General features: G+C 68.8%; 18 protein-coding genes and 1 pseudogene. 11 read left to right on the top strand and 8 right to left on the bottom strand.

From position 1 onward, the window contains the following. Positions 1 to 6: 6 nt before the first annotated feature. A complete protein-coding gene (locus NCO8_RS06000; RefSeq protein ID WP_067637209.1) occupies positions 7 to 573 on the bottom strand; it encodes a TetR/AcrR family transcriptional regulator in 567 nt (188 codons plus the stop codon). 149 nt (positions 574 to 722) lie between these two features. Here NCO8_RS06000 and NCO8_RS05995 point away from each other — a divergent pair, with 149 nt between their 5' ends. Further along, complete coding sequence (locus NCO8_RS05995) at positions 723 to 1,676, top strand: DNA polymerase domain-containing protein (RefSeq protein ID WP_067637207.1); 954 nt, start codon at positions 723 to 725, stop codon at positions 1,674 to 1,676. A gap of 3 nt (positions 1,677 to 1,679) precedes the next feature. Here the strand turns inward: NCO8_RS05995 and NCO8_RS05990 are convergent, their stop codons facing one another. Then, a complete protein-coding gene (locus NCO8_RS05990) occupies positions 1,680 to 2,174 on the bottom strand; it encodes a DM13 domain-containing protein (protein WP_067491892.1) in 495 nt (164 codons plus the stop codon). 55 nt (positions 2,175 to 2,229) lie between these two features. Continuing rightward, the gene (locus tag NCO8_RS05985; RefSeq protein WP_067637102.1) at positions 2,230 to 2,790 is read right to left on the bottom strand and encodes a GlcG/HbpS family heme-binding protein; all 561 of its coding nucleotides are present in this window, start codon (positions 2,788 to 2,790) and stop codon (positions 2,230 to 2,232) included. Positions 2,791 to 2,987: 197 nt separating this feature from the next. Here NCO8_RS05985 and NCO8_RS05980 point away from each other — a divergent pair, with 197 nt between their 5' ends. The 3 genes and pseudogenes from NCO8_RS05980 to NCO8_RS05970 form a co-directional block, all read left to right on the top strand. Continuing rightward, the gene (locus tag NCO8_RS05980) at positions 2,988 to 4,169 is read left to right on the top strand and encodes a sensor histidine kinase (RefSeq protein ID WP_067637099.1); all 1,182 of its coding nucleotides are present in this window, start codon (positions 2,988 to 2,990) and stop codon (positions 4,167 to 4,169) included. 11 nt (positions 4,170 to 4,180) lie between these two features. Then, positions 4,181 to 4,813, top strand: coding sequence for a response regulator (locus NCO8_RS05975; protein ID WP_067637097.1), 633 nt, complete (start codon positions 4,181 to 4,183; stop codon positions 4,811 to 4,813). Positions 4,814 to 5,190: 377 nt separating this feature from the next. After that, positions 5,191 to 5,517: pseudogene (locus tag NCO8_RS05970) on the top strand (transglycosylase family protein); the annotation flags it as partial. An 89-nt stretch (positions 5,518 to 5,606) separates the two neighbouring features. Here NCO8_RS05970 and NCO8_RS05965 read toward each other — a convergent pair. Then, the gene (locus NCO8_RS05965; protein WP_067637095.1) at positions 5,607 to 6,824 is read right to left on the bottom strand and encodes a PucR family transcriptional regulator; all 1,218 of its coding nucleotides are present in this window, start codon (positions 6,822 to 6,824) and stop codon (positions 5,607 to 5,609) included. A gap of 193 nt (positions 6,825 to 7,017) precedes the next feature. Here NCO8_RS05965 and NCO8_RS05960 point away from each other — a divergent pair, with 193 nt between their 5' ends. Together NCO8_RS05960 and NCO8_RS05955 are read left to right on the top strand one after the other, a co-directional pair. Further along, a complete protein-coding gene (locus tag NCO8_RS05960) occupies positions 7,018 to 8,163 on the top strand; it encodes an esterase/lipase family protein (RefSeq protein ID WP_067637205.1) in 1,146 nt (381 codons plus the stop codon). After that, positions 8,160 to 9,518, top strand: a complete 1,359-nt coding sequence (locus NCO8_RS05955) for a lipase family protein (RefSeq protein WP_084456637.1) — start codon at positions 8,160 to 8,162, stop codon at positions 9,516 to 9,518. The genes NCO8_RS05960 and NCO8_RS05955 overlap by 4 nt, the downstream gene beginning before the upstream one ends. Before the next feature lie 461 nt (positions 9,519 to 9,979). Here NCO8_RS05955 and NCO8_RS05950 read toward each other — a convergent pair whose 3' ends face one another. Further along, positions 9,980 to 10,933: a cation diffusion facilitator family transporter gene (locus tag NCO8_RS05950; RefSeq protein ID WP_067637093.1), complete on the bottom strand. Its 954-nt coding sequence runs from the start codon at positions 10,931 to 10,933 to the stop codon at positions 9,980 to 9,982. A 290-nt stretch (positions 10,934 to 11,223) separates the two neighbouring features. On the opposite strand from NCO8_RS05950, the gene NCO8_RS05945 reads away from it, so the two are divergent. The 3 genes from NCO8_RS05945 to NCO8_RS05935 all read left to right on the top strand — a co-directional run bounded on the left by NCO8_RS05945 (position 11,224) and on the right by NCO8_RS05935 (position 14,864). Beyond that, on the top strand, positions 11,224 to 11,697 hold the full coding sequence (locus tag NCO8_RS05945) for a sigma-70 family RNA polymerase sigma factor (protein ID WP_281201969.1): 474 nt from the start codon (positions 11,224 to 11,226) through the stop codon (positions 11,695 to 11,697). A 167-nt stretch (positions 11,698 to 11,864) separates the two neighbouring features. Further along, positions 11,865 to 13,673: an N-acetylmuramoyl-L-alanine amidase gene (locus NCO8_RS32990; protein ID WP_067637089.1), complete on the top strand. Its 1,809-nt coding sequence runs from the start codon at positions 11,865 to 11,867 to the stop codon at positions 13,671 to 13,673. A 153-nt stretch (positions 13,674 to 13,826) separates the two neighbouring features. Continuing rightward, positions 13,827 to 14,864: a CobW family GTP-binding protein gene (locus NCO8_RS05935; RefSeq protein WP_067637087.1), complete on the top strand. Its 1,038-nt coding sequence runs from the start codon at positions 13,827 to 13,829 to the stop codon at positions 14,862 to 14,864. Here NCO8_RS05935 and NCO8_RS05930 read toward each other — a convergent pair. The 3 genes from NCO8_RS05930 to NCO8_RS05920 are packed head-to-tail and all read right to left on the bottom strand — an operon-like array spanning position 14,861 to position 17,629. Beyond that, entirely contained in the window at positions 14,861 to 15,292 is a 432-nt protein-coding gene (locus tag NCO8_RS05930; protein ID WP_067493072.1) for a molybdenum cofactor biosynthesis protein MoaE, read from the bottom strand. The genes NCO8_RS05935 and NCO8_RS05930 overlap by 4 nt on opposite strands. Next, positions 15,285 to 16,427: a bifunctional molybdenum cofactor biosynthesis protein MoaC/MoaB gene (gene moaCB, locus NCO8_RS05925; protein ID WP_067637085.1), complete on the bottom strand. Its 1,143-nt coding sequence runs from the start codon at positions 16,425 to 16,427 to the stop codon at positions 15,285 to 15,287. The genes NCO8_RS05930 and moaCB overlap by 8 nt, the downstream gene beginning before the upstream one ends. After that, positions 16,424 to 17,629 (bottom strand): molybdopterin molybdotransferase MoeA, encoded by a 1,206-nt coding sequence (locus NCO8_RS05920; RefSeq protein WP_067637083.1) that lies wholly within the window; start codon positions 17,627 to 17,629, stop codon positions 16,424 to 16,426. The genes moaCB and NCO8_RS05920 overlap by 4 nt, the downstream gene beginning before the upstream one ends. Before the next feature lie 129 nt (positions 17,630 to 17,758). On the opposite strand from NCO8_RS05920, the gene moaA reads away from it, so the two are divergent. Then, on the top strand, positions 17,759 to 18,817 hold the full coding sequence (gene moaA / locus NCO8_RS05915; protein WP_067637082.1) for a GTP 3',8-cyclase MoaA: 1,059 nt from the start codon (positions 17,759 to 17,761) through the stop codon (positions 18,815 to 18,817). Further along, positions 18,810 to 19,052, top strand: coding sequence for a MoaD/ThiS family protein (locus NCO8_RS05910; protein WP_067493080.1), 243 nt, complete (start codon positions 18,810 to 18,812; stop codon positions 19,050 to 19,052). Before moaA ends, NCO8_RS05910 begins: the two co-directional genes overlap by 8 nt. Positions 19,053 to 19,066: the final 14 nt, after the last annotated feature.

Raw genomic sequence — 19,066 nt, 5'->3', positions numbered from 1 at the left:
CGGGGGTTACTCCGTTCCGATCGAGCTGTGTGTGAGCAGGCCGAGGACTCCGGTGATCGCGTCGTCGAACCGTTGTGGATCGTCGGCGGCACGGGCGAGGACGTAGGCACCCTGCAAGACGGCGACGATCGTCTGGGCTGTCGTGTGGGGGTCGAGCTCGAGTTCGCCCCGCTCCCGCGCTTCTTCGAGCACCCGCGCGAGCCGGGTTCGTAGCCAGTCGAAAGTCTCTTCCACCGGTTCGCGCAGCGCGGCGGTCGCCATGACGTCGGGATCCTGGGTGAGTCGCCCGATCGGGCATCCCCGCAACACGTCACGTTCACGGCGCAGGAACGCCTCGATCCGCACGAGAGCCGTGCCGTCGGCGGACAGCTGGGCGTCGGCGGCGGCCCGCAACTCCTCGGCGCTGCGGCGGATGGCGGCCAGCGCCAGATCCTCCTTGCCCGCGAAATGGTGGTACATGCTGCCCTGTCCCGCCCCGGCCCGCTGCTGGATCGCCTTCGGGCTGGTCCCGACGTACCCGCGCTCCCACAACAGCGACCGAGTGCTCTCGATCAGGCTCTCTCTGGTGCTCACCCGGCCACTGTACATACCAATAGGTACAGGCGGTGCATCAACTCATCTCGCGGAAGGGAGTGCTCTTCTCGATGCACGGCTCCGGCTCGTGAGACCCGGTGGCGCAGGTGGTGGTTGACCTGGTCGGTGGTGGGGTGGAGGGTGGAGCGATGGCCGGTAAAGAGGTGTGGGGCGGGGTCGAGATGTCGAATCTCGATCAGCCGCTGTTCGACGGTGCCGAGGCGACCAAGCGGGATCTGGTCGGGTACCTGGAGGTGGTGGGGGAGCGGCTGGTGAAGGTGCTGCGGGGTCGGCCCTTGTCGGTGGTGCGGGTGCGGCCGGGGCAGGAGCCGTTCATGCAGAAGAATCTGCCCAAATACACGCCGGACTGGGTGGGGCGCACGACGGTGTGGGCGGAGAGTTCGCGGCGGGAGATCACCTATGCGCTGTGTGACGACCTGCGGACGCTGCTGTGGTTCGGGAATCAGCGTGCGGTCGAGTATCACGCGACCTTGTTCCTGGCCGAATCAACGCCCGCGCCAACGCATCTCGTGCTGGATCTCGATCCGTCCCCGGGGCAGACGTTCGCCGATGCGGTGGCAGGTGCCCGGCTGATCCGGGAGGCGCTGGCGGCCGACGGACTGGCGGGGGCGGTGAAGACGAGCGGGTCCAAGGGGCTGCATGTCTTCGTACCGGTCGTCGACGGCATCGACGTGGAGGACGCGGCCGCGGCGACCCGGGCGGTGGCCGCGCGGGCCGAACGCATCGATCCTGCCGTCGGGACAACGGCTTTCATCCGTGAGGACCGCCACGGGAAGGTGTTCCTCGATGCCACGCGTGCGGGCGGCGCCACCGTCGCGGCGGCCTACAGCCCGCGCATCCGTCCGGGCGTCACCGTGTCGTTCCCACTGCACTGGTCGGACCTCGACGACGTGACGCCAGCGGACTTCACCCTGCGGACCGTGCCCGGCCTGATCGGCGACTCCGATCCTTGGTCATCGGAAATGCCTGAACCGCAGCAACTTCCGGAGGACCTGATCGCCGAAGGCCACACCATCCCGGTCGCCCGGGTGCAGGCGATGCACGAGGGCAAACGACGCGCCCGCGCCCGTCGCGCGGAATGAGAATCAGACCGGAGTGAGCGTCGCCGCGCCGAAGGAGACGTGGAACCGCTCGCACCAGATGCTCACCGAACGCACCGAGGACAGATCGGTTCCGGCGGGCACCTCGTAGTTCTGATTGCCCTCGTTGCCCTTCAACGCACCGAGATCGATATGGGTGCCGTCGTCGAAGTTGTGCCAGTCGTCGGGGATCACCGGCTGATCGGTGAGCCATACCCGCAGGGCGGGGCCGTCGGAGGTGCGCAGGTCGGTGATCCGCACGACCACGGTGCCGTCGGCGGCGCGCTGCAACACCACGGTGCCCGAGGTGTCGTGCTCGTGGGAGAGAAACGTGCCCTGGGCGAGCAGCGGGGGCGGGGCGCCGTCGGCGGCGACCACCGGGGCCTCGTCGACCGTGACCGTGGTGAACAACCGCCACGGCTGGAACAGATACAGCCCCACAGCCACTGCCGCGACCAAGCCGATGGTGAGGACACTGAACAGAACCCGGCGAGCGGACATGATGCCTCCTTCGAGGTCCATCATTCTCCGTCCGACCGCCGGGCGCAGCCTTCGATCAGTTACCGAGCGCGGCCACGCCGGCCTGCGCGAACTTCTCGTCCAGATCACCGCTCGGCGCGCCTGCCACGCCGATGCCCGCGATGGGCGCGCCCTTCGACTTCACCGGGGCGCCGCCACCGAGGAAGAGGGTGCCGTCGATGTCGGCCAGGTGGGGTGCGGACTCGAGCCGCTTGGTGAGCTCGCTGGTCGGGGCGTTCCACGAGACGGAGGTGAACGCCTTCTGCTGGGCGGCGTCGTAGGACTGCGGGCCCGCGCCATCGCCACGCAGGGTGACGATCACATTGCCGTTGCGGTCGACCACCGCCACGCTCACCCGCTGGTTCTCCTTGGCGGCCGCGTCGAGCGCGGTCTGGGCGGCCTTGGTCGCGGCGGCGACCGACAGGTGCGTGCTGGTGGCCAGATTGTTGTCGGCGGCCTCGACGACGACGGGGGTGCGGGTGGCCGGGTCGGGATCGGCGGCCTGCACGGTGACGACACCGACGACGCCCGCGCCCACCACAGCGGCGGTGGCACCGGCGACGATGAGACGGTTACGGGTGCTGAACTTGCTGGTCATTGCTGCTCCTGAGCTTTTCTCGGCCGTCGGATCTGCGGCGCGGCCTGGTGATATCCATCCTGTTCGCTCGGCGGCTCCCGCGAATCGACGGTGTGGCTGGAGTGCGCGGCCGGATCGGACGACACCGTGGTCAACCGATCGGATGACCCGCCGGGCCCCGGCGCCGGGAGAGAATGCCGTGGAGAGGAGGTGGCCGCATGGACCTCGGTGACCAGCGCGAGGACACCCGTCTGCTCGCGATCATCGTGCACAGCGCGTTCTATGTGCTGCTCGCCGCGTCGCTGTTGCGCTGGCTGATCCGGCACAGCGAGACCCGTTCGACACCGCTCATCGTCGTCCTCGCGGTGGCGCTCGCGGTGCTCTACGGGCTCAGCGAGTTGCGGGAGTCGCGCCGGCTCGTGTGGTTCGCGGCGCTGGTGCTCACCTGGTCGGTGCTGGTGGTGCTCGCACCGAGTTTCGCCTGGTGCGCGGTGCCGTTGGTGTACACGGGTCTGCGCATCCTGTCCGAACGCACCGCGGTGACGCTGGTCGTCGTGCTGACCGCGCTGGTGGTGGCCAGTCAGGTACGCATCGCGGGCTGGCTCGATCCGAACCTGGTGCTCGCGCCGCCCGCGGTGGCGGCCGTGACCACCGCGTTGTTCGTCGGTATGCGCAGGCAGGCGACCCGGCAGGCGGCGCTCATCGACGACCTCGTGCGAACCCGTCAGGAACTGGCCGACACCGAACGACGCGAAGGCACGCTGGCCGAACGCGAACGGCTCGCGATGGAGATCCACGACACTCTCGCCCAGGGCCTGTCCAGCCAGCGCATGCTGTTGCAGGCCGCCGACCTGGTCTGGGATACCGACCCCGGGCTGGCCCGCACGCATCTGCGCTCGGCCGCCGAGATCGCCGAGCGTGACCTCACCGAAGCGCGCCGCTTCGTCCACGATCTCGCCCCCGCCGACCTCGCCGCGGGCGGGTCGCTGGCCGCCGCCCTGACCGCGCTCGCCGACCGCGAGTCCACCGACACGCTGACGGTGCGATGCCATATCGAAGGTGCGCCGGTGCCGCTGCCACAGCGCGTGGAAGCCACGCTGCTCCGCATCGCCCAGGGTGCGCTGGCCAATGTGCGCGAACACGCGCGAGCGAGTACGGCGACACTCACGCTGACCAGCCTCGACGACCAGATCGTTCTCGATGTGGCCGACAACGGATGCGGCTTCGATCCCGATGACGTCGGCCATCCGGCCGAGCATCGGGGTCACGGTCTGCCTGCGATCCGGGCGCGCGTGCGTCAGCTGGGCGGTACCTGCGCGATCGAATCGGCGCCGGGGGAGGGGACGGTGCTGTCGGTGTCGATCCCGTTGGCCCCGGTCGAACCGGGCGATGCCCGCTAGCATCGGCCGTTATGACCACCACCGTTCGCCTGCTGATCTGTGACGATCACGCGGTGGTGCGCGCCGGCCTGCACGCCCTGCTGTCGAGCGCTCCCGGGATCGAGGTGATCGGGGAGGCCGCCGACGGCCCGGCGGCCGTCGCGCTGGCCGGGCGCCTGCACCCGGATGTGGTGCTGATGGATCTGCAGCTCGGCGGCGAGATGGACGGGGTGGCCGCGACCAGGCTCATCACCGCCCAACCGGCGCCGACACCGCACGTTCTCGTGCTGACCACCTACGACACCGATGCCGACATCACCCGCGCGATCGAAGCGGGCGCCACCGGATACCTGCTGAAGGCCGAACGCCCCGAGGAACTGTTCGCCGCCATCCACGCTGCCGCGAGCGGTCAGACCGCGTTGTCGGCGCCGGTGGCGGCCAAGGTCATGGCCAAGATGCGCAATCCCGGGCCCACCCTCACCGCTCGCGAGCGCGACATCCTCGGCAAGCTGGCCGAAGGCCTCGGTAACCGGGAGATCGCCCGCGCGCTGCACATCAGCGAGGCGACGGTGAAAACGCATCTCGGGCGCATCTACGACAAGCTCGGCGTCGATACGCGCGCCGCCGCGGTGGCCGTGGCATCGGAGAAGCGGCTCCTCGCCTGAGGAGCCGAGGCCACTACGCATACAAAGGGTTGCCCGAATTGCGCGGAAGAAACGTGAGCGGGCCCACTAATTTTCTGTGAGGCCGGTCACAAATAGGCGCCTGAAACACAGTTCTGTGATTACGGATTTATCACGAACGACCAGCGGTGAACAGCGTACGTTTGGACAATCTTTGCTACATAAGCGTCCGTGATCGGTGCGTGATCTTCCGTTGCGAAACAGCTACATTCGATCACGGCTTGAACAACAACCCGAGCCGAATCGAATCGCAGAACGCCGCAAAGCCTGCCCCGCGATTCGAGGATCCCCGACATACCTGTGGGGCAGGGACGCGGTAGTTCGAATACCGAGTCGGTGGGCGCAGGCAGGAAATGCTTATGTCTTTCAATCGCAAGTTCACCACCCGTGCCCTCGGTTTCGCCGCTGTCGCCGGTGCCATGATCGCCGTTCCGGCCGGTCTGACCACTGCCACCGCTTCGGCGAACAACTGGGACGCCGTGGCGCAGTGCGAGAGCAGCGGTAACTGGGGTATCAACACCGGTAACGGCTACTACGGCGGTCTGCAGTTCTCGCAGAGCACCTGGGAGGCCTACGGCGGCACCGGCACGGCCGACAACGCCAGCCGTGAAGAGCAGATCCGCGTCGCCGAGAACGTGCTCGCGGCCCAGGGCCCCGGCGCCTGGCCGACCTGCAGCGCCTACCTGTAAGGTACGCCGCGCAATAAAGACTTTCCTTGTCGGGAAACGGAATACCCGCTATTCGAAGCACACGTCGAATAGCGGGTTTTTTCGTTTTATGCCGAATCCAGCCGATATACCGTGAGCGCCGCTGCGAGCATTCGTGAATCCTTGGGATCGGCCGGGTCGAGGCCGGTCAGGTCGGCGATGCGGCGCAATCGGTAGGTGAAGGTATTGGGGTGGACATGGATCCGTCGCGAGGCGGTCTTCCGGTCGGCGCCGTACTGCAGGTGCGCTTCGAGCGCTTCGACGAGATGTGGGCTCGACAGCAGTGGAATCACGCGTTGCGCCAACCGCTCTCGCGCCGGGCCCGGCCGGGTGAGCTGATACTCGAGCAGCAGATCGTCGAGCCGGTAACACCCGCCGGGCTTACCCCGGAGCCGAGCCAGTTCGGTCAGTTCGCTCGCGTCTTTGGCGGCGGTGGGAATGTCGTCGCGGGCCACCTCCGAGAATTCCGCGAGAAACACCGGAACCCCGAATTGTTCGGCCAGTCGCGTGGCGAGCTGGTCGAAACGCGCGGCATCGAGGACATCGGCCTCGGAGCGGCTCAGCAGGGCGATGCCGCTGGTGCCGTCGAAGGTGGCGGGGGTGGTCGTTCCGGTCAGCGCGTCGAGGGCGCGCTGCAACACCCGGATGCGGCGGCGCGTCAGCAGGTTGGCCGCGCTGCCGGTGCGCGGCTGCTCGTCGAGGTGGATCGCGAGCACTGTGTACTGCTCGGCCAGAATCGTGTCGGCCCGCGCCGCGAGTTCCTCGGCCGGTAGCCCGCGCACCAGCGCCGAGCACAATTCGCGCCGTGCCTCGCGTTCGGCGTGGTAGATCGACTGCTCCACCTCGGTGTAGGTCTCGACCACGGTCATATTGATGTGGCGGAGCAGATCGAGCAGCCGGCTGAACACGTGGATGAACTCGAACATCTCGCTGGGCTCGGCCTCCGCGGAGGCCGCCGCGAGCAGCGACTGCGCCGATGCGTGAATGGCATCGATGAGCAGCGGCAACGGCAACCGGTCCTCGGCATGCCGCTCGGCGACCGGGGCCACGAACATCGCCACCTCCGACTTGGTGAACTCCCGGTTCGAGGCGATCGCGTCGAGCACCGCCCGGCCGCAGGCATAGATGGTCGGCAGCACCTCGGCGGTGAAGTGGCCGGCGGGCAGTTCGGCGGGGGCTTTGGCGGCGAGTCCTTCGGCGAGCATCCGCTCGGCGATCTGGGGCCAGCGACTCAGCAGGCGAGTCGTCAGATCGGGTGAGGCGGACGTGGCTTGTTCGGCGAGCATGCCTGGAATTGTGTCCCAAGACAGGGCGAAAGTGGGCGCTCCAGTCGGCTACGACGAGAACTTGGTTCACGAGACAAGAACGGTCGCGTTTTCTGGGCGCACGGTGCAGTGACACCCTGTGGCGCCGGTCATAGATTCGCAGAACGCGCATCGGGCCACCTGCCCGACGACGCTGTTCTACGGAAGTGAAACCTTGATTGCAACGACGCATCCTCTTCGCCGAACCCTGTCCGCGTTCGGCATCGCCGCCGCGCTCGTCGCGCTCGGCACCCATTCGGCCGCCGCGACTCCCACGCTCGACCCGACCGTCGCCTCGCTGGCCGAGTACCTGACCGCCACCGCGCCGACCACCCCCGACGGCCGCCCCACCGCCATCGCCGACACCGGCAGCTCCTCGGGCAGCGGGTCGGGTTCGTCGAGCCGTGCCTCCGACACCATCGGTGAGGGCCCCTCGATGTCGGCTTACCTGCCCGCCTTCGCCTACGGCCTGCTGCACCCGGACGCCGCGCCGCCCAAGGCCAACCGCTGGGACTGCAAACCCACCGCGGCCCATCCGCGACCGGTGGTCCTGCTGCACGGCACCTGGCTCAACGCCTACGACACCTTCTCCTATCTGTCACCGCGGCTGGCCGATGCCGGGCACTGCGTGTTCACCCTGAACTTCGGCAAGTCCACCCTGCTGGAGGCCGGTGGGCTCGGCGCGATCCTGCCCGGCCGCAACGGGGTGGGCCCGATGGTCGAATCCTCAGGCCAGGTGGCCGCGTTCATCGAGCGGGTGCTGGCCGCGACCGGCGCCGAACAGGTCGATATCGTCGGCCACTCCCAGGGCGCGACCATCGCCAACCACTATCTCAAGTTCGACGGGGGACAGGGCAAGGTCGCCACCCTCGTGAGCTTCGGCGGCACCCACCACGGCACCTCGCTGCTCGGTATCGCCTCGCTCGGCCGCATGATCAACAACGCGGGTATCGACATCCTCGGCTTCTACCGCCCGATCATCGGCGCCGCCAATGTGGAACAGGCCATCGGCTCGCCGTTCTACACCACCCTCAACGCCGGCGGCGACACTGTGCCCGGCGTGCACTACACCGTGGTGGGCTCCCGCTACGACGAAGTGATGAACCCTCTCGACCTGGGCTTCCTGGTCGCCGGACCGGACGCGACCGTCGACAACATCACCTTGCAGGCGGGCTGCGAACAGGACGTCTCCGACCATCTGACGATGATGTACTCCCCGCGCGCGGCCTCCATCGCGCTGCGTGCTCTCGATCCGGCGAGCGGACCCGAGCTGGCCTGCACGTTCAACCCGTGGTTCTTCGGCGGAGGCGGCAGCCTATGACCAGTCTGCTCGATCGGGCGGCCACCCTGCGCGGAGCACCGCCGCTACCGCCCGACGATCCCTTCTATATCGCTCCGCCTGATCTAGAGACGCTCGCGCCCGGCACGGTGGTGCGGTCGCGCTCGGTGGAGCTGGCCCTGTTCGGCATGGTGCCGCAGCGTATCGCCGCATGGCAATTGCTCTATCGCACCTGCGATCTCGACGGCAATGCCGAGGTGACGGTGACGACGGTGCTGTTGCCCTGGGGTGCCGACCCGCGCGAGTCCCGTCCGCTCGTCTCGTTCCAGTGCGCGATCGATGCCGTTGCCCCGCAGTGTTTTCCGTCCTACGCCTTGCGCCGGGGCGCGCAGACCATCGGCTCGATCGCCCCGCTGGAACTGCCGATCATCGCGATGGCGCTGCGGCAGGGGTGGGCGGTCTCGGTCCCCGACCACGAGGGGCTCGACGGACGGTTCGGCGCCGCGAGGGAACCCGGTTACCGGGCGCTCGACGGCATCCGTGCGGCACTGAGTTTCGGCGCGCTCGGGTTGTCGCCGTCGAATCAGGTTGCCCTGTGGGGTTATTCGGGCGGCGGGCTGGCGACGGCCTGGGCGGCCGAGCTGGCCGCCGAGTACGCCCCCGAGCTGGATATCGTCGGCGCCGCCGCCGGGTCGCCCGTGGGTGACCCGGCGGCGGCGTTCGTCCGGCTCAACGGTGGCTGGTTCGCCGGATTCCCCGCCGCCTTCGTCGCCGGTCTGCGCCGCGCCTACCCGGAGCTGGTCCCCGTGCTGGAAGACCACTTCGACACGCGGTTCCGCGCCCTGCTCGGCGAGGCCGAACAACGCAGTACCTTCGCGCTGTTGCTGCGGTTCGCCCGCCGCGATGTCGCCCGCCACCTGCGCGGCGGCATCGCGGAACTGCTCGCCGAACCGGTGCTGCGCCGCGTTCTCACCGACATCGAGCCCGGCGGCAAGGCCCCGGCCGCCCCGCTGCTCGTGGTGCAGGGCGTGCGCGACGAGGTGATCGCGGTCGCCGACATCGACGCGCATGTCCAGCGCTACGAGCGGGCCGGTGCGACCGTGCGGTACCTGCGCATCCGCAATGGTTCCCACCTGCCGCTGGAGTTCCTCGTCGTCCCGGTCGTCCTCGACTGGCTCGCCGACCGTTTCGCTGGCAGGCAGGCCGAGACCGGAACGGAGACGGTGACCTCGGTGGCCCGTTCCGTGCGGGCGGTGCGCAAGAACCTGGAGTTCCTGCAGGTCGTGTTGACCATGGTCGCCGGTCGGTCGATCGGTGTGGCCGATGCCCCGTCGGCGTCGGCCGCACAGTCCTCGCCGCTGGTGCCCGAAGAAAGAGAAATATTACGTATCAGCTAATTCTCCGCACCTTTCCCGCGCACGCCGAGTCCTAAACATAAAAGGTGAACAAATAACTCTCAGAAAGTTCTCATACAATTTTAAGTAACACGTTGTCGCACCTATAACCGCAGGTGGTGATAGGTGAAACCGGGTTACTGTAACGGCTGTCACTAATCCGTAATTTGCGTAACTCGCGGCGTTCGGGGGTCGATATGCCATTCGTAAGCCAGCCTCGGCTGGAGCATGAGAAACAGAGGAGTATTTATGATCCCCGTTATCATCGACACCGGTAGCGCCGCCCTGAACGGTCTTTTCGACACCCTGGGTGCTGCTCTGCACGGTCTGGTCGACACCCTGTGGACCGGCTCCTTCGGCGGCTGATTCGTCAGCGCTTTCGGCCGGTAACGGCCGGGTCGGCGGGAACGTCGGCCACGAGAATGCCCCGCACCTTCCGGTGTGGGGCATTCTCGCGTTCGGGGTCAGTGCGTGTGCGGCGCTTCGGCTGTGTGGGTGTCGCCGCAGGCGCTGCTCTGCCGGTTGCCGATCGCGAGCACCTCCGGGGTGGCGTGGTCGACCTGCAGGGTGACGTGGCTGATGTGGTGGTCGTGGTCGAGCATGTGCGCCACGTCTTCGCGCACCGCGTGGCAATCGCGGCCCGGCTGCACCAGGATGTGCGCCGACAGGGCGGGCGAGCCGGAGGTGATCTCCCAGATGTGCAGATCGTGCACGCCGACCACGCCGTCGCGGGCGCGGATGTCGGTGTCGATCTGTGCGGGATCGAGGTAGTCGGGGGCGGCCTCGAGGAAGATGCGGCTCGACGCGCGGATCAGCCCGACACCCGCCTTGATCATCAGCGCGACCACGATCAGAGTGGCGACGATATCGGCGCGGGCCCAGCCCGTCAGGATGATGACCACACCCGCGACAGCGGTGGCGATGAACGCGAACAGGTCGTTGAGGATGTGCTGGTAGGCGCCCTCGATATTCAGGCTCGTCCGGTCGGCGCGGCTGATCATCCAGGTGGCGAGCACATTCACGGCCACGCCGACCAGTGCGGTGACGAGCACGAGGCCGCCGTGCACTTCCGGCGGCTCGAACAGCCTGCGGATCGCCTCGTAACCGAGCCACAGCGCGAGCAGCAGCAGGGTGAGCCCGTTGGCCTGGGCGGACAGGATCTCCACCCGCTTCCAGCCGAAGGTCATCCGTCCCTTCGGCGGACGCGCGGCCAACCGGATCGCCCACAGCGCCAGCGCGATGGACGCGGCGTCGGTGGTCATATGCGCGGCGTCGGACAGCAGTGCCAGCGAATCGGCGACGATACCGACGATGACCTCGCCGATCAGGAACGTGACGATCAGGGCCAGCGCGCCCGCCAGCCAGCGTTTGTCGCTGTCGGCCGACACCCCGTGGTCGTGCCCGTGTCCTGCGCCCATGCGATTTCCCCTCTCCGGTGAACCGAACGGCGCAATCATATGCACGAATCGCTATGTATGCAATTCCTTCGTGGCCCGGGAACGGAGCGAGCCCGGCAGCCCTGCTCCCCCCTCCTGGAGCAGGCCCGGCCGGGCTCGCAGGAACTACTTTCCGGTACGGCACCAGCAGGATCCTGAAGAGTCGCTTAAGGCGTTGTCATCGGGCGGTCCGGCCGCGATAACCCGGTATGACGGACAACTTCTGTAACGCGCACTGTGCGCGACTGTGTACCCGGGACGGGTTGGCCGACGTGCTGGCCACCGATCGCGGCCTGCTGCACTGGCGGGCCATGCGCAGCCTCGGCGATCGCGGGCTGGCCGAGCATGCCGTACAGGAGACCTTGCTGCGCGCGTGGCGCGCGTGCGCCGACTTCGACGCGCGCAAGGGCAGCGTGCGCACGTGGCTGCTGGCGATCGAACGCAATGTGGTCGTCGATATCGTGCGGGCTCGGGCCGTGCGCCCGATCGATGTGGGTTTCGACGACCTCGCCGAGCTGGTGCCCTGCGGCAGGCCGGACTTCGCCGACGGGTTAGTCGACGGCTTGCTCGTCGACGAACTGCTCGCCAGGTTGCCCGAACCTCAGCGCGCGGCCGTGGTCGAAGTGATTCTGCGTGATCGCGGATACCGGGAAGTGGCCGAGGATTTCGGTGTTCCCGTCGGCACGGTGAAGACCCGCGTGCACTACGCGCTGCGCTCGCTGCGGCAGTTGCCGGAGGTTGCCTGACGCGCTTGAAAAGTCGCCCATCTGGGCACCTGACCAGCGATTATCGGCCTATTGCAGTTCGGTAACGGCGCTTGCCCTGTGGTTGTACACGTGGCAAGAGTTAACTACTGGGTTTGGTGTTACCAATGGGAAGGGAGGGGTGCTCCGTTCCGGAGCGCCGACCGAACATGAAACCAGACATCATCAAGGCCGGTCTCTGCTCCACAGTCTCCGCCGCGGTCGTGGTGTCGCTGTCCGGGCTGCTGCCCGTGACCGCCCACGCCGCCCCCGAACCAGCGCAGGGCGATCAGCTCGCCGGGAAGACGATTTTCCTCGACCCGGGTCATCAGGGTCCGGCCCATGCGGAAGATCTCACTCGCCAGGTCGACAACGGCCGAGGCGGAACCAAGGACTGCCAGACCACCGGCATGACGTCGCTGGGCGGCGTCCCCGAGCACACCATCAACTGGGAAGTGGCCCAGCTGGTGAAGACCTCGCTGCAGGCGCTCGGCGCCGAAGTGGTGCTCAGCCGCGCCGACGACGCCGGATGGGGCGGCTGTGTGGACGAACGCGCCCGCGCCGCGAACGAATCCGGCGCCGAGGTGGCGGTGAGCATCCACGCCGACAGCGCACCCGCCGACCAGCGCGGCTTCCACCTCATCCTGCCGCAGCTCCCGGTGCCTGATCCGGCCGTCGAGCAGGCCCAATCGCGAGCCGGGCTCGCCGCGTCGAGCGCGGTGCGCGACGCCTATGTCGCGGCCGGGATACCGCCCGCGACCTATGGCGGGGCGAACAACGGGCTGCAGACCCGCGCCGATGTGGCCGGGCCCGCGCTGACCCGGGTACCGCTCGTTTTCGTGGAGATGGGCAACGGCGCCAATGCCGAGGACGCGGCGCTGCTCGAATCGCGCGAGGGACGGCTGCAACACGCGGTGGCCATCACGACCGGATTGGTCGGCTATCTGCTGAACAAACCGATCGGGCCCGCGCCTGCCCTGGCATCGGCACCCAAGCCGATTCCGGGTCGCGCGCCGGTGGCGACCCCGGTTCCCACGCCCGGGCAGGAGCCCGAGCCGGGTGCGGCGACGGACTCGACGACCGAGAAGCCGGGTCAGTCCGATACGACTTCGCCGCGGCGGGGTGAGCCGTCTACCAGCAAGTCCGCGCCCGGTGCTGCGGGTGAGTCGGGTCAGGGATCGGTGCCGGAGTCCGACGGGACCGGGCAGGGATCGGCGCCCGAGTCCGGTGGAGTCGGCCAGGGATCCGCGCCCGGTGCGGCGTCGGGACCTGAGTCCGGTGGAGTTGGCGAGGGGCCCGCGCCCGGTGCGGCGTCGGAACCCGAGTCGGGTGGAGTTGGCGAGGGATCCGCGCCCGGTGCGGCATCGGAACCCGAGTCCGGTGGAATTAGTGAGGGTGCGGCGTCGGGACCCGAGTCCGGCGGTGTCGGCGAGGGGTCGGCACCTGGATCGGACGCGACCGGAAACGGTGCGGGGCCCGAATCCGGGGCGAACGGGCCGGGGTCCGCGCCCGAGTCGGGCCCGGCGGGCGCACCCGCCCAGGGGTCGCCGGAGAACGGCGCGGCCGGCGACGAATCCGGCCAGAACCCGGCGCCCGTGGAGGAACCGTCCAGCGATTCCACCACCCCGGCAGCGCCCGCCCCCGCGCGCGCACCGGCCCGGGCCCCGATCGCCGACCCGGCGCCGCTGCCGTACGCCCCCGCCCGCACCGCACCCGGTGCCAATGCCCGCCCGCCGGCCGCGCCGGCCCCCACCCCGAGGGAACGCGGCGGTGCCGCCCCGAAGGCCCAGCCCTACCAGGAGGAATCGGTTCCGGACATCACGTCGCTCAGCAGTTCTCTCGGCGGCCCGGTCCTCACGGTGATGAACATGCTGATGCCCATGGCTCAGTCCCTCGGCATGGACAACAGCGTCGTCACCGATCAGCTCATCAACCTGGCCTACACCCTCGCCGGCGTCGTCTTCGGCCCGACGAAGTAGACCACCGAAACCCTTCTTTCAAGATCACCACGCTCTGCTGGCGGTCGGCTCTCGGTCGATGCCGCCACCAGAGCGTGGTGATCTCGCGTCCAGGGCCGGGGAGGGGCTCGGTGGAGGGACGGTGGGGGTGGAGCGCAGCGGCGAGATGGCACCATGGGTGCCGTGATTCCTGTGGTGATCGTTGCTGGGTTTCTGGGGTCGGGGAAGACGACTCTGCTGAACTATCTGTTGCGCAACAATCGGGGGACCCGGATCGGGGTGGTGGTCAACGACTTCGGGGCGGTGAACATCGACGCAATGCTGGTGGCGGGGCAGGTCGATGCCATGGTGTCGCTGGGGAACGGCTGCGTGTGCTGCGCGGTGGACGTGTCCGAGCTCGACGATCTGTTCGCACAGCTGGCGCAGCCGCGCAGCGCGGTCGACGTGATCGTCGTCGAGGCCAGCGGGCTGGCCGAACCGCGCAATCTGATCCGGATGGTCGTGGCGAATCCGAATCCGCGCATCGGCTACGGCGGACTGGTCGAGGTGGTCGATGCCGAACAGTTCGGCGAAACGAGCACCCGGCACCCGGAGTTGATATCGCATCTGAAACTGGCCGACCTGGTGCTGGTGAACAAGGCCGATCGCGTCACCCCCGAGGCACTCACAGCCCTGCGTGCGCAGATCACCGAGTGGGTCGGTCAGGTACCCGTCTACGCGACCACGCACGGCCGGGTCGACCCGGGCCTGCTGTTCGACGAGCGCACCCGCGAAGAGCCGAAGGTGGCGCAGCAGTTGAGCTTCGACGCCCTGCTCGACGACCACGACCACGACGATCCCGACCACCGCCACTTCCACGACGACTACGTCTCGGTGTCGTACACCAGCGAGCGCCCACTGAACCCCCGTGCGCTGGTGGAGTTCCTGGAGAACCCGCCGCACGGCCTGTTCCGCGCCAAGGGATGCGTGGCCTTCGCCGTGGAGGGCGAGCGACGCAAGTTCGAGATGCACCTGGTCGGCCGCCACGTGACGTTCACCCCCGGCACCTGGGCGCGGGGTGAGCAGCGGGTGTCGAGCCTGGTCCTCATCGGCGCGGGCCTCGACGCGGACGCGGCCCTGGAACGCTTGCGCGCCACCGTCTTCGAGGGCGACTCACCACTGGACGACCAGGCGATGCTCGGCATCTGGCGTTACACCCCGAGCATGGTCTAACCGCAGGCGTTGACCCATTCCGAGAGTCCGTCGGCGAACAGTTGCCGCTTCCAGATGGGCACTTCGTGCTTGATCCGGTCGACGAGCTCGTGGCATACGGTGAACGCCTCGGCCCGATGCGGTGCGGCGACGGCGACCACGATCGCCAGGCCACCGATGTCGAGCGCACCGACCCGATGGGCGGCGGCGACGGGAAGCCCACTGGCCGTGGCGACTTCGGCGCACACCGCGTGGAGAAACCGTTCGGCCTGCGGGTGCGCGGAGTACTCGAGCGAGGAAACCGCCTGGCCACCATCGTGATTGCGGACCTTGCCGGTGAACACCACCACGGCGCCGAATTCCGGTCCGTCCACGGCCTTTTCGACGGCGGCGGGATCGAGATCGCGGTCACTGATCGCGGCCAGCGCGACCGTGCCCTTGTCATTCATGATTGCCGCCTCCGGCTACTTGCGCGAGCAGATGATCCAGCAGCGGCTCCAGCACGGCGATGCCGTCCTTCACCCCGCCGGGCGAACCGGGCAGGTTCACCACAACGGTGCTCCCGACCAGGCCCGCGACCCCGCGGCTCAGCGCCGCGAGTGGGAATTTCGCCGTCCCACGCTGCCGGATGGCGTCGGCCACCCCGGGCAGCTCCCGATCGAGCACGGCCCGGGTCGCTTCGGGGGTTGCGTCGGTCGGCGAGGCACCGGTGCCGCCGGTCGTGATTACCAGCGACGGCGCCCCGGTCAGTGCGTCGGCCAAGCCTGCCGCGATGTCGGCGTCCGCGTAAACCAGCGGGCCACGCACGGAAAAACCTTGCGCGGCAAGCCATTCGGTCAGCACCGGGCCGGTGGTGTCGACACGCGACCCAGCCGCCGCGCCAGTAGACGCGACCACGACAGCGGCACTACGAGACCCGACGGGGGCGCTGTTCATGGCGTGCCGAGAATCAGCGACGGCTGAACGTGATTCGGCAGCATGCGGCGATTCCGAGACGCCGACCGCAGCATCAGCGGCAGGGGCGACGGAGTCAACTGCCTGCGAGATGCCCGCAGTGCCGCCCGATCCGGCGACGGCCGGAGCCTCCGCGGCCTCGGTCGACGCCGGCCGCGCCTCGGGCCGCACCCAATGTCCGTGCTTGCCACCCTCTTTGGTGACCAGCCGCACCCCGTTCAGCACCGCCGCCGGATCGACCGCCTTCACCATGTCGTGCAGGGTGAGTCCTGCCACGGCGACGGCGGTGAGTGCCTCCATCTCGACCCCGGTCGGCCCGGTGGTCTTGGCGCTCGCCTCGATGGTGATGGTCGTCTCGGTGAACCCGAACTCCACCTTCACCGACGACAGTGCCAGCTGGTGACACAGCGGGATCAGCTCGGAAGTCTTTTTGGCACCGGCGATTCCGGCGAGCCGGGCGGTGGACAGCACGTCGGCCTTGGGCATGCCGTCGGCACGGACCAAGCGCACGACTTCGGCCGTGGTCTGCAATTCGCCTGCGGCGACGGCGATCCGGGTGGTGTCGGGCTTGGCACTCACATCGACCATGCGGGCGCGACCTTCGCGGTCGACGTGCGACAACTCGCTCATAGCATCAAGATTCGCACAGTGGCACCGGCGGCGAGCGTGGTGACCTCGGCGGGAATGTCGACCAGCGCATCCGCCCAGGCCATACCCGCGATGAGATGCGAGCCGGGTCCGGACACGACCTCCACGCCGTCGTCGCTGGTCAGGCCGCGTAGGAACTGACGTTTGCCCGCGGGGGAGCGGACCGGGGTGAGCAGGGGCAGCTCGCGGCTCTCGGGCGCGGGCAGTCCGGCGAGCACCCGGATCACCGGACGCGCGAACACCGTGTAGGAGACCATCGTGCTCACCGGATTGCCCGGGAAACTCAGCACGGGCACACCGTCGACCACCGTGTACCCCTGCGGTCCACCCGGCTGCACCGCGACGGAACCGAACGTCCCGCCCAGCGGTGCCAGCACCTCTTTGACCACCTCGAAGTCGCCCTTGGACACCCCACCGGAGGTGAACACCACGTCGGCCTTCGCGACAGCCGACCGCAGCACCTGCGCGAAGACGGTCGCGTCGTCGGTGCTGTGGGCGATCTCGAGCACGTCCACGCCGTCGGCGCGCAGGGCGGCGGCGAGGCCGATCCCGTTCGAGTTGTAGATCTGGCCGGGGGCCAGCACGGAACCGGCCGGTCGCAACTCGTCGCCGGTGGTCAGGCACACCGCACGCAACCGCGACAGCACCGGCACACTCGGCAGTCCCACGGCGGCCAGCGCGGCGATATGACGCGGCGCGAGCACCGTGCCCGCCCGGGTGACCAGCTCACCCACGCGCACATCGGTACCGGCCTCGCGCACGAATTCCCCACGTGCCCGGCCGCGTTCGACGACGATGCGGTCGGCGCCCGCCTGCACGTCCTCCACCGGGACGACGCAGTCCGCGCCCGGCGGCAGCGGCGCACCCGTCATCACCTTCATCGCCGCGCCCTCGGGCAGTACCTCGGTGCCTGGCCTACCGGCGGCCACTACACCCGCGACCGGCAGCGTCACCGGCGTCACGGCGACATCGGTAGCCCGCACCGCGTACCCGTCCATCGCCGAATTGCGGAAGACCGGCAGATCGATCGGGGAGTTCACATCGGCGGCGAGCACGCGCCCCAGTGCGTCGGGGACCGGCACCTGTTCGGGGGTGCGGTCGGCGAGGTGGGCCAGCAGCGCGGCAACGGTGTCGCGGTACTCGTCCACGCTGCGCGCCGACGCGGTGGCGGGCCGGTGAGTCATGTGCCCAGCCTAATCGTCGTCGCGGGACCCGGTTCGATCGTGTTGCTCACTCTTTCCCGGCCCTAGCGGTGAGCAACGAATCGCCGCACCGGACCCGATGTGACGGCCCCGACGGGTCATACTGGAGGAATGACGCTGGTCGAGATGGGGATCCCCGCTGTGCGCTCGGAGCGGCCGTCTCTCGACGGCAGGCCCGAGACGCCGCTGCTGGTCGATCGATTCGGCCGCGTCGCCCGTGACCTGCGCGTCTCCATCACCGAGAAGTGTTCGCTGCGCTGCACCTACTGCATGCCCGAGGAGGGCCTGCCGCCGATCCCGCGCGAGGAACTGCTCACCGCCGACGAGATCGTGCGGCTGGTCTCCCTCGCCGTGAAGGAACTCGGGGTGCGCGAGGTGCGCTTCACGGGTGGCGAACCGCTGATGCGCCGTGAACTCGAGCAGATCATCGCGGGCTGCCACGCCGCCGTTCCCGACACTCCGTTGGCGATGACCACCAACGGTGTCGGCCTCCAACATCGAGTGCGTGCCCTCGCCGCTGCCGGCCTGACCAGGGTGAATGTCTCCCTCGACACCGTCGACCGGCTCGACTTCGCCCGCCTGACCCGCCGCGACCGCCTCGAATCGGTCCTCAACGGTATCCGCGCCGCCCGCGACGCGGGCCTCGCACCGGTGAAGGTGAACGCCGTGCTCATGCGCGACAACCTCGCCGGTGCCGCCGACCTGCTGGCCTGGTGCCTGGCCGAGGAATGTGAACTGCGCTTCATCGAGGAAATGCCGCTCGACGCCGACCACGAGTGGGCGCGCGAACAGATGGTGACCGCCGCCGACCTGCTCGACGTCCTCGGCACCCGCTTCACCCTCACGCCCGCCGGCCGGGCCGACCCCTCGGCACCCGCGGAGAAGTGGCTGGTCGACGGCGGCCCGGCGACCGTCGGCATCATCGCGACGGTGACCCGCAAGTTCTGCGACGCCTGCGACCGCACCCGGCTCACCGCCGACGGCATGCTGCGCTCCTGCCTGTTCAGCGACCAGGAATTCGACGTGCGCACCGCCCTGCGGGCCGGCGCCGACGACGCCGAGGTCGCCGAACTGTGGCGCGGCGCGATGTGGCAGAAGTGGGCAGGTCACGGCATCGACGCCGCAGGTTTCGTCCCCCCGGAACGCACGATGGGAGCCATCGGTGGTTGAGGTCCGCTATTTCGCCGCCATCGCCGACGCGGTCGGCAAGAACACCGAAACACTCGACCTCCCCGACGGCGCCACCGTCGCCGACCTACGCACCACCCTCGCCACCACCTACGGTGCCGAAGTGGACACCCTGGTCCGGGTCTGCGCCTTCCTGATCGGCGACGAACTCACCCGCGACCCCGCGGCCATGCTCCGCGACCGGGTAGACGTTCTCCCCCCATTCGCCGGCGGCTGAACCCGGCCCAGCTG

The sequence above is a fragment of the Nocardia coubleae NBRC 108252 genome (assembly GCF_001612805.1).
Classification (GTDB): domain Bacteria; phylum Actinomycetota; class Actinomycetes; order Mycobacteriales; family Mycobacteriaceae; genus Nocardia; species Nocardia coubleae.
Note: the sequence above shows the minus strand (reverse complement) of the source record. Positions and strands in the feature narration are given on the sequence as shown.

Bases quoted from the DNA above. Each gene is read 5' to 3' on its own strand.
- NCO8_RS05995 (WP_067637207.1), top strand. From the start codon at position 723: ATGGCCGGTAAAGAGGTGTGGGGCGGGGTCGAGATGTCGAATCTCGAT.
- NCO8_RS05990 (WP_067491892.1), bottom strand. From the start codon at position 2,174: ATGTCCGCTCGCCGGGTTCTGTTCAGTGTCCTCACCATCGGCTTGGTC.
- NCO8_RS05985 (WP_067637102.1), bottom strand. From the start codon at position 2,790: ATGACCAGCAAGTTCAGCACCCGTAACCGTCTCATCGTCGCCGGTGCC.
- NCO8_RS05980 (WP_067637099.1), top strand. From the start codon at position 2,988: ATGGACCTCGGTGACCAGCGCGAGGACACCCGTCTGCTCGCGATCATC.
- NCO8_RS05975 (WP_067637097.1), top strand. From the start codon at position 4,181: ATGACCACCACCGTTCGCCTGCTGATCTGTGACGATCACGCGGTGGTG.
- NCO8_RS05965 (WP_067637095.1), bottom strand. From the start codon at position 6,824: ATGCTCGCCGAACAAGCCACGTCCGCCTCACCCGATCTGACGACTCGC.
- NCO8_RS05955 (WP_084456637.1), top strand. From the start codon at position 8,160: ATGACCAGTCTGCTCGATCGGGCGGCCACCCTGCGCGGAGCACCGCCG.
- NCO8_RS05950 (WP_067637093.1), bottom strand. From the start codon at position 10,933: ATGGGCGCAGGACACGGGCACGACCACGGGGTGTCGGCCGACAGCGAC.
- NCO8_RS32990 (WP_067637089.1), top strand. From the start codon at position 11,865: ATGAAACCAGACATCATCAAGGCCGGTCTCTGCTCCACAGTCTCCGCC.
- NCO8_RS05935 (WP_067637087.1), top strand. From the start codon at position 13,827: ATGGGTGCCGTGATTCCTGTGGTGATCGTTGCTGGGTTTCTGGGGTCG.
- NCO8_RS05930 (WP_067493072.1), bottom strand. From the start codon at position 15,292: ATGAATGACAAGGGCACGGTCGCGCTGGCCGCGATCAGTGACCGCGAT.
- moaCB (WP_067637085.1), bottom strand. From the start codon at position 16,427: ATGAGCGAGTTGTCGCACGTCGACCGCGAAGGTCGCGCCCGCATGGTC.
- NCO8_RS05920 (WP_067637083.1), bottom strand. From the start codon at position 17,629: ATGACTCACCGGCCCGCCACCGCGTCGGCGCGCAGCGTGGACGAGTAC.
- moaA (WP_067637082.1), top strand. From the start codon at position 17,759: ATGACGCTGGTCGAGATGGGGATCCCCGCTGTGCGCTCGGAGCGGCCG.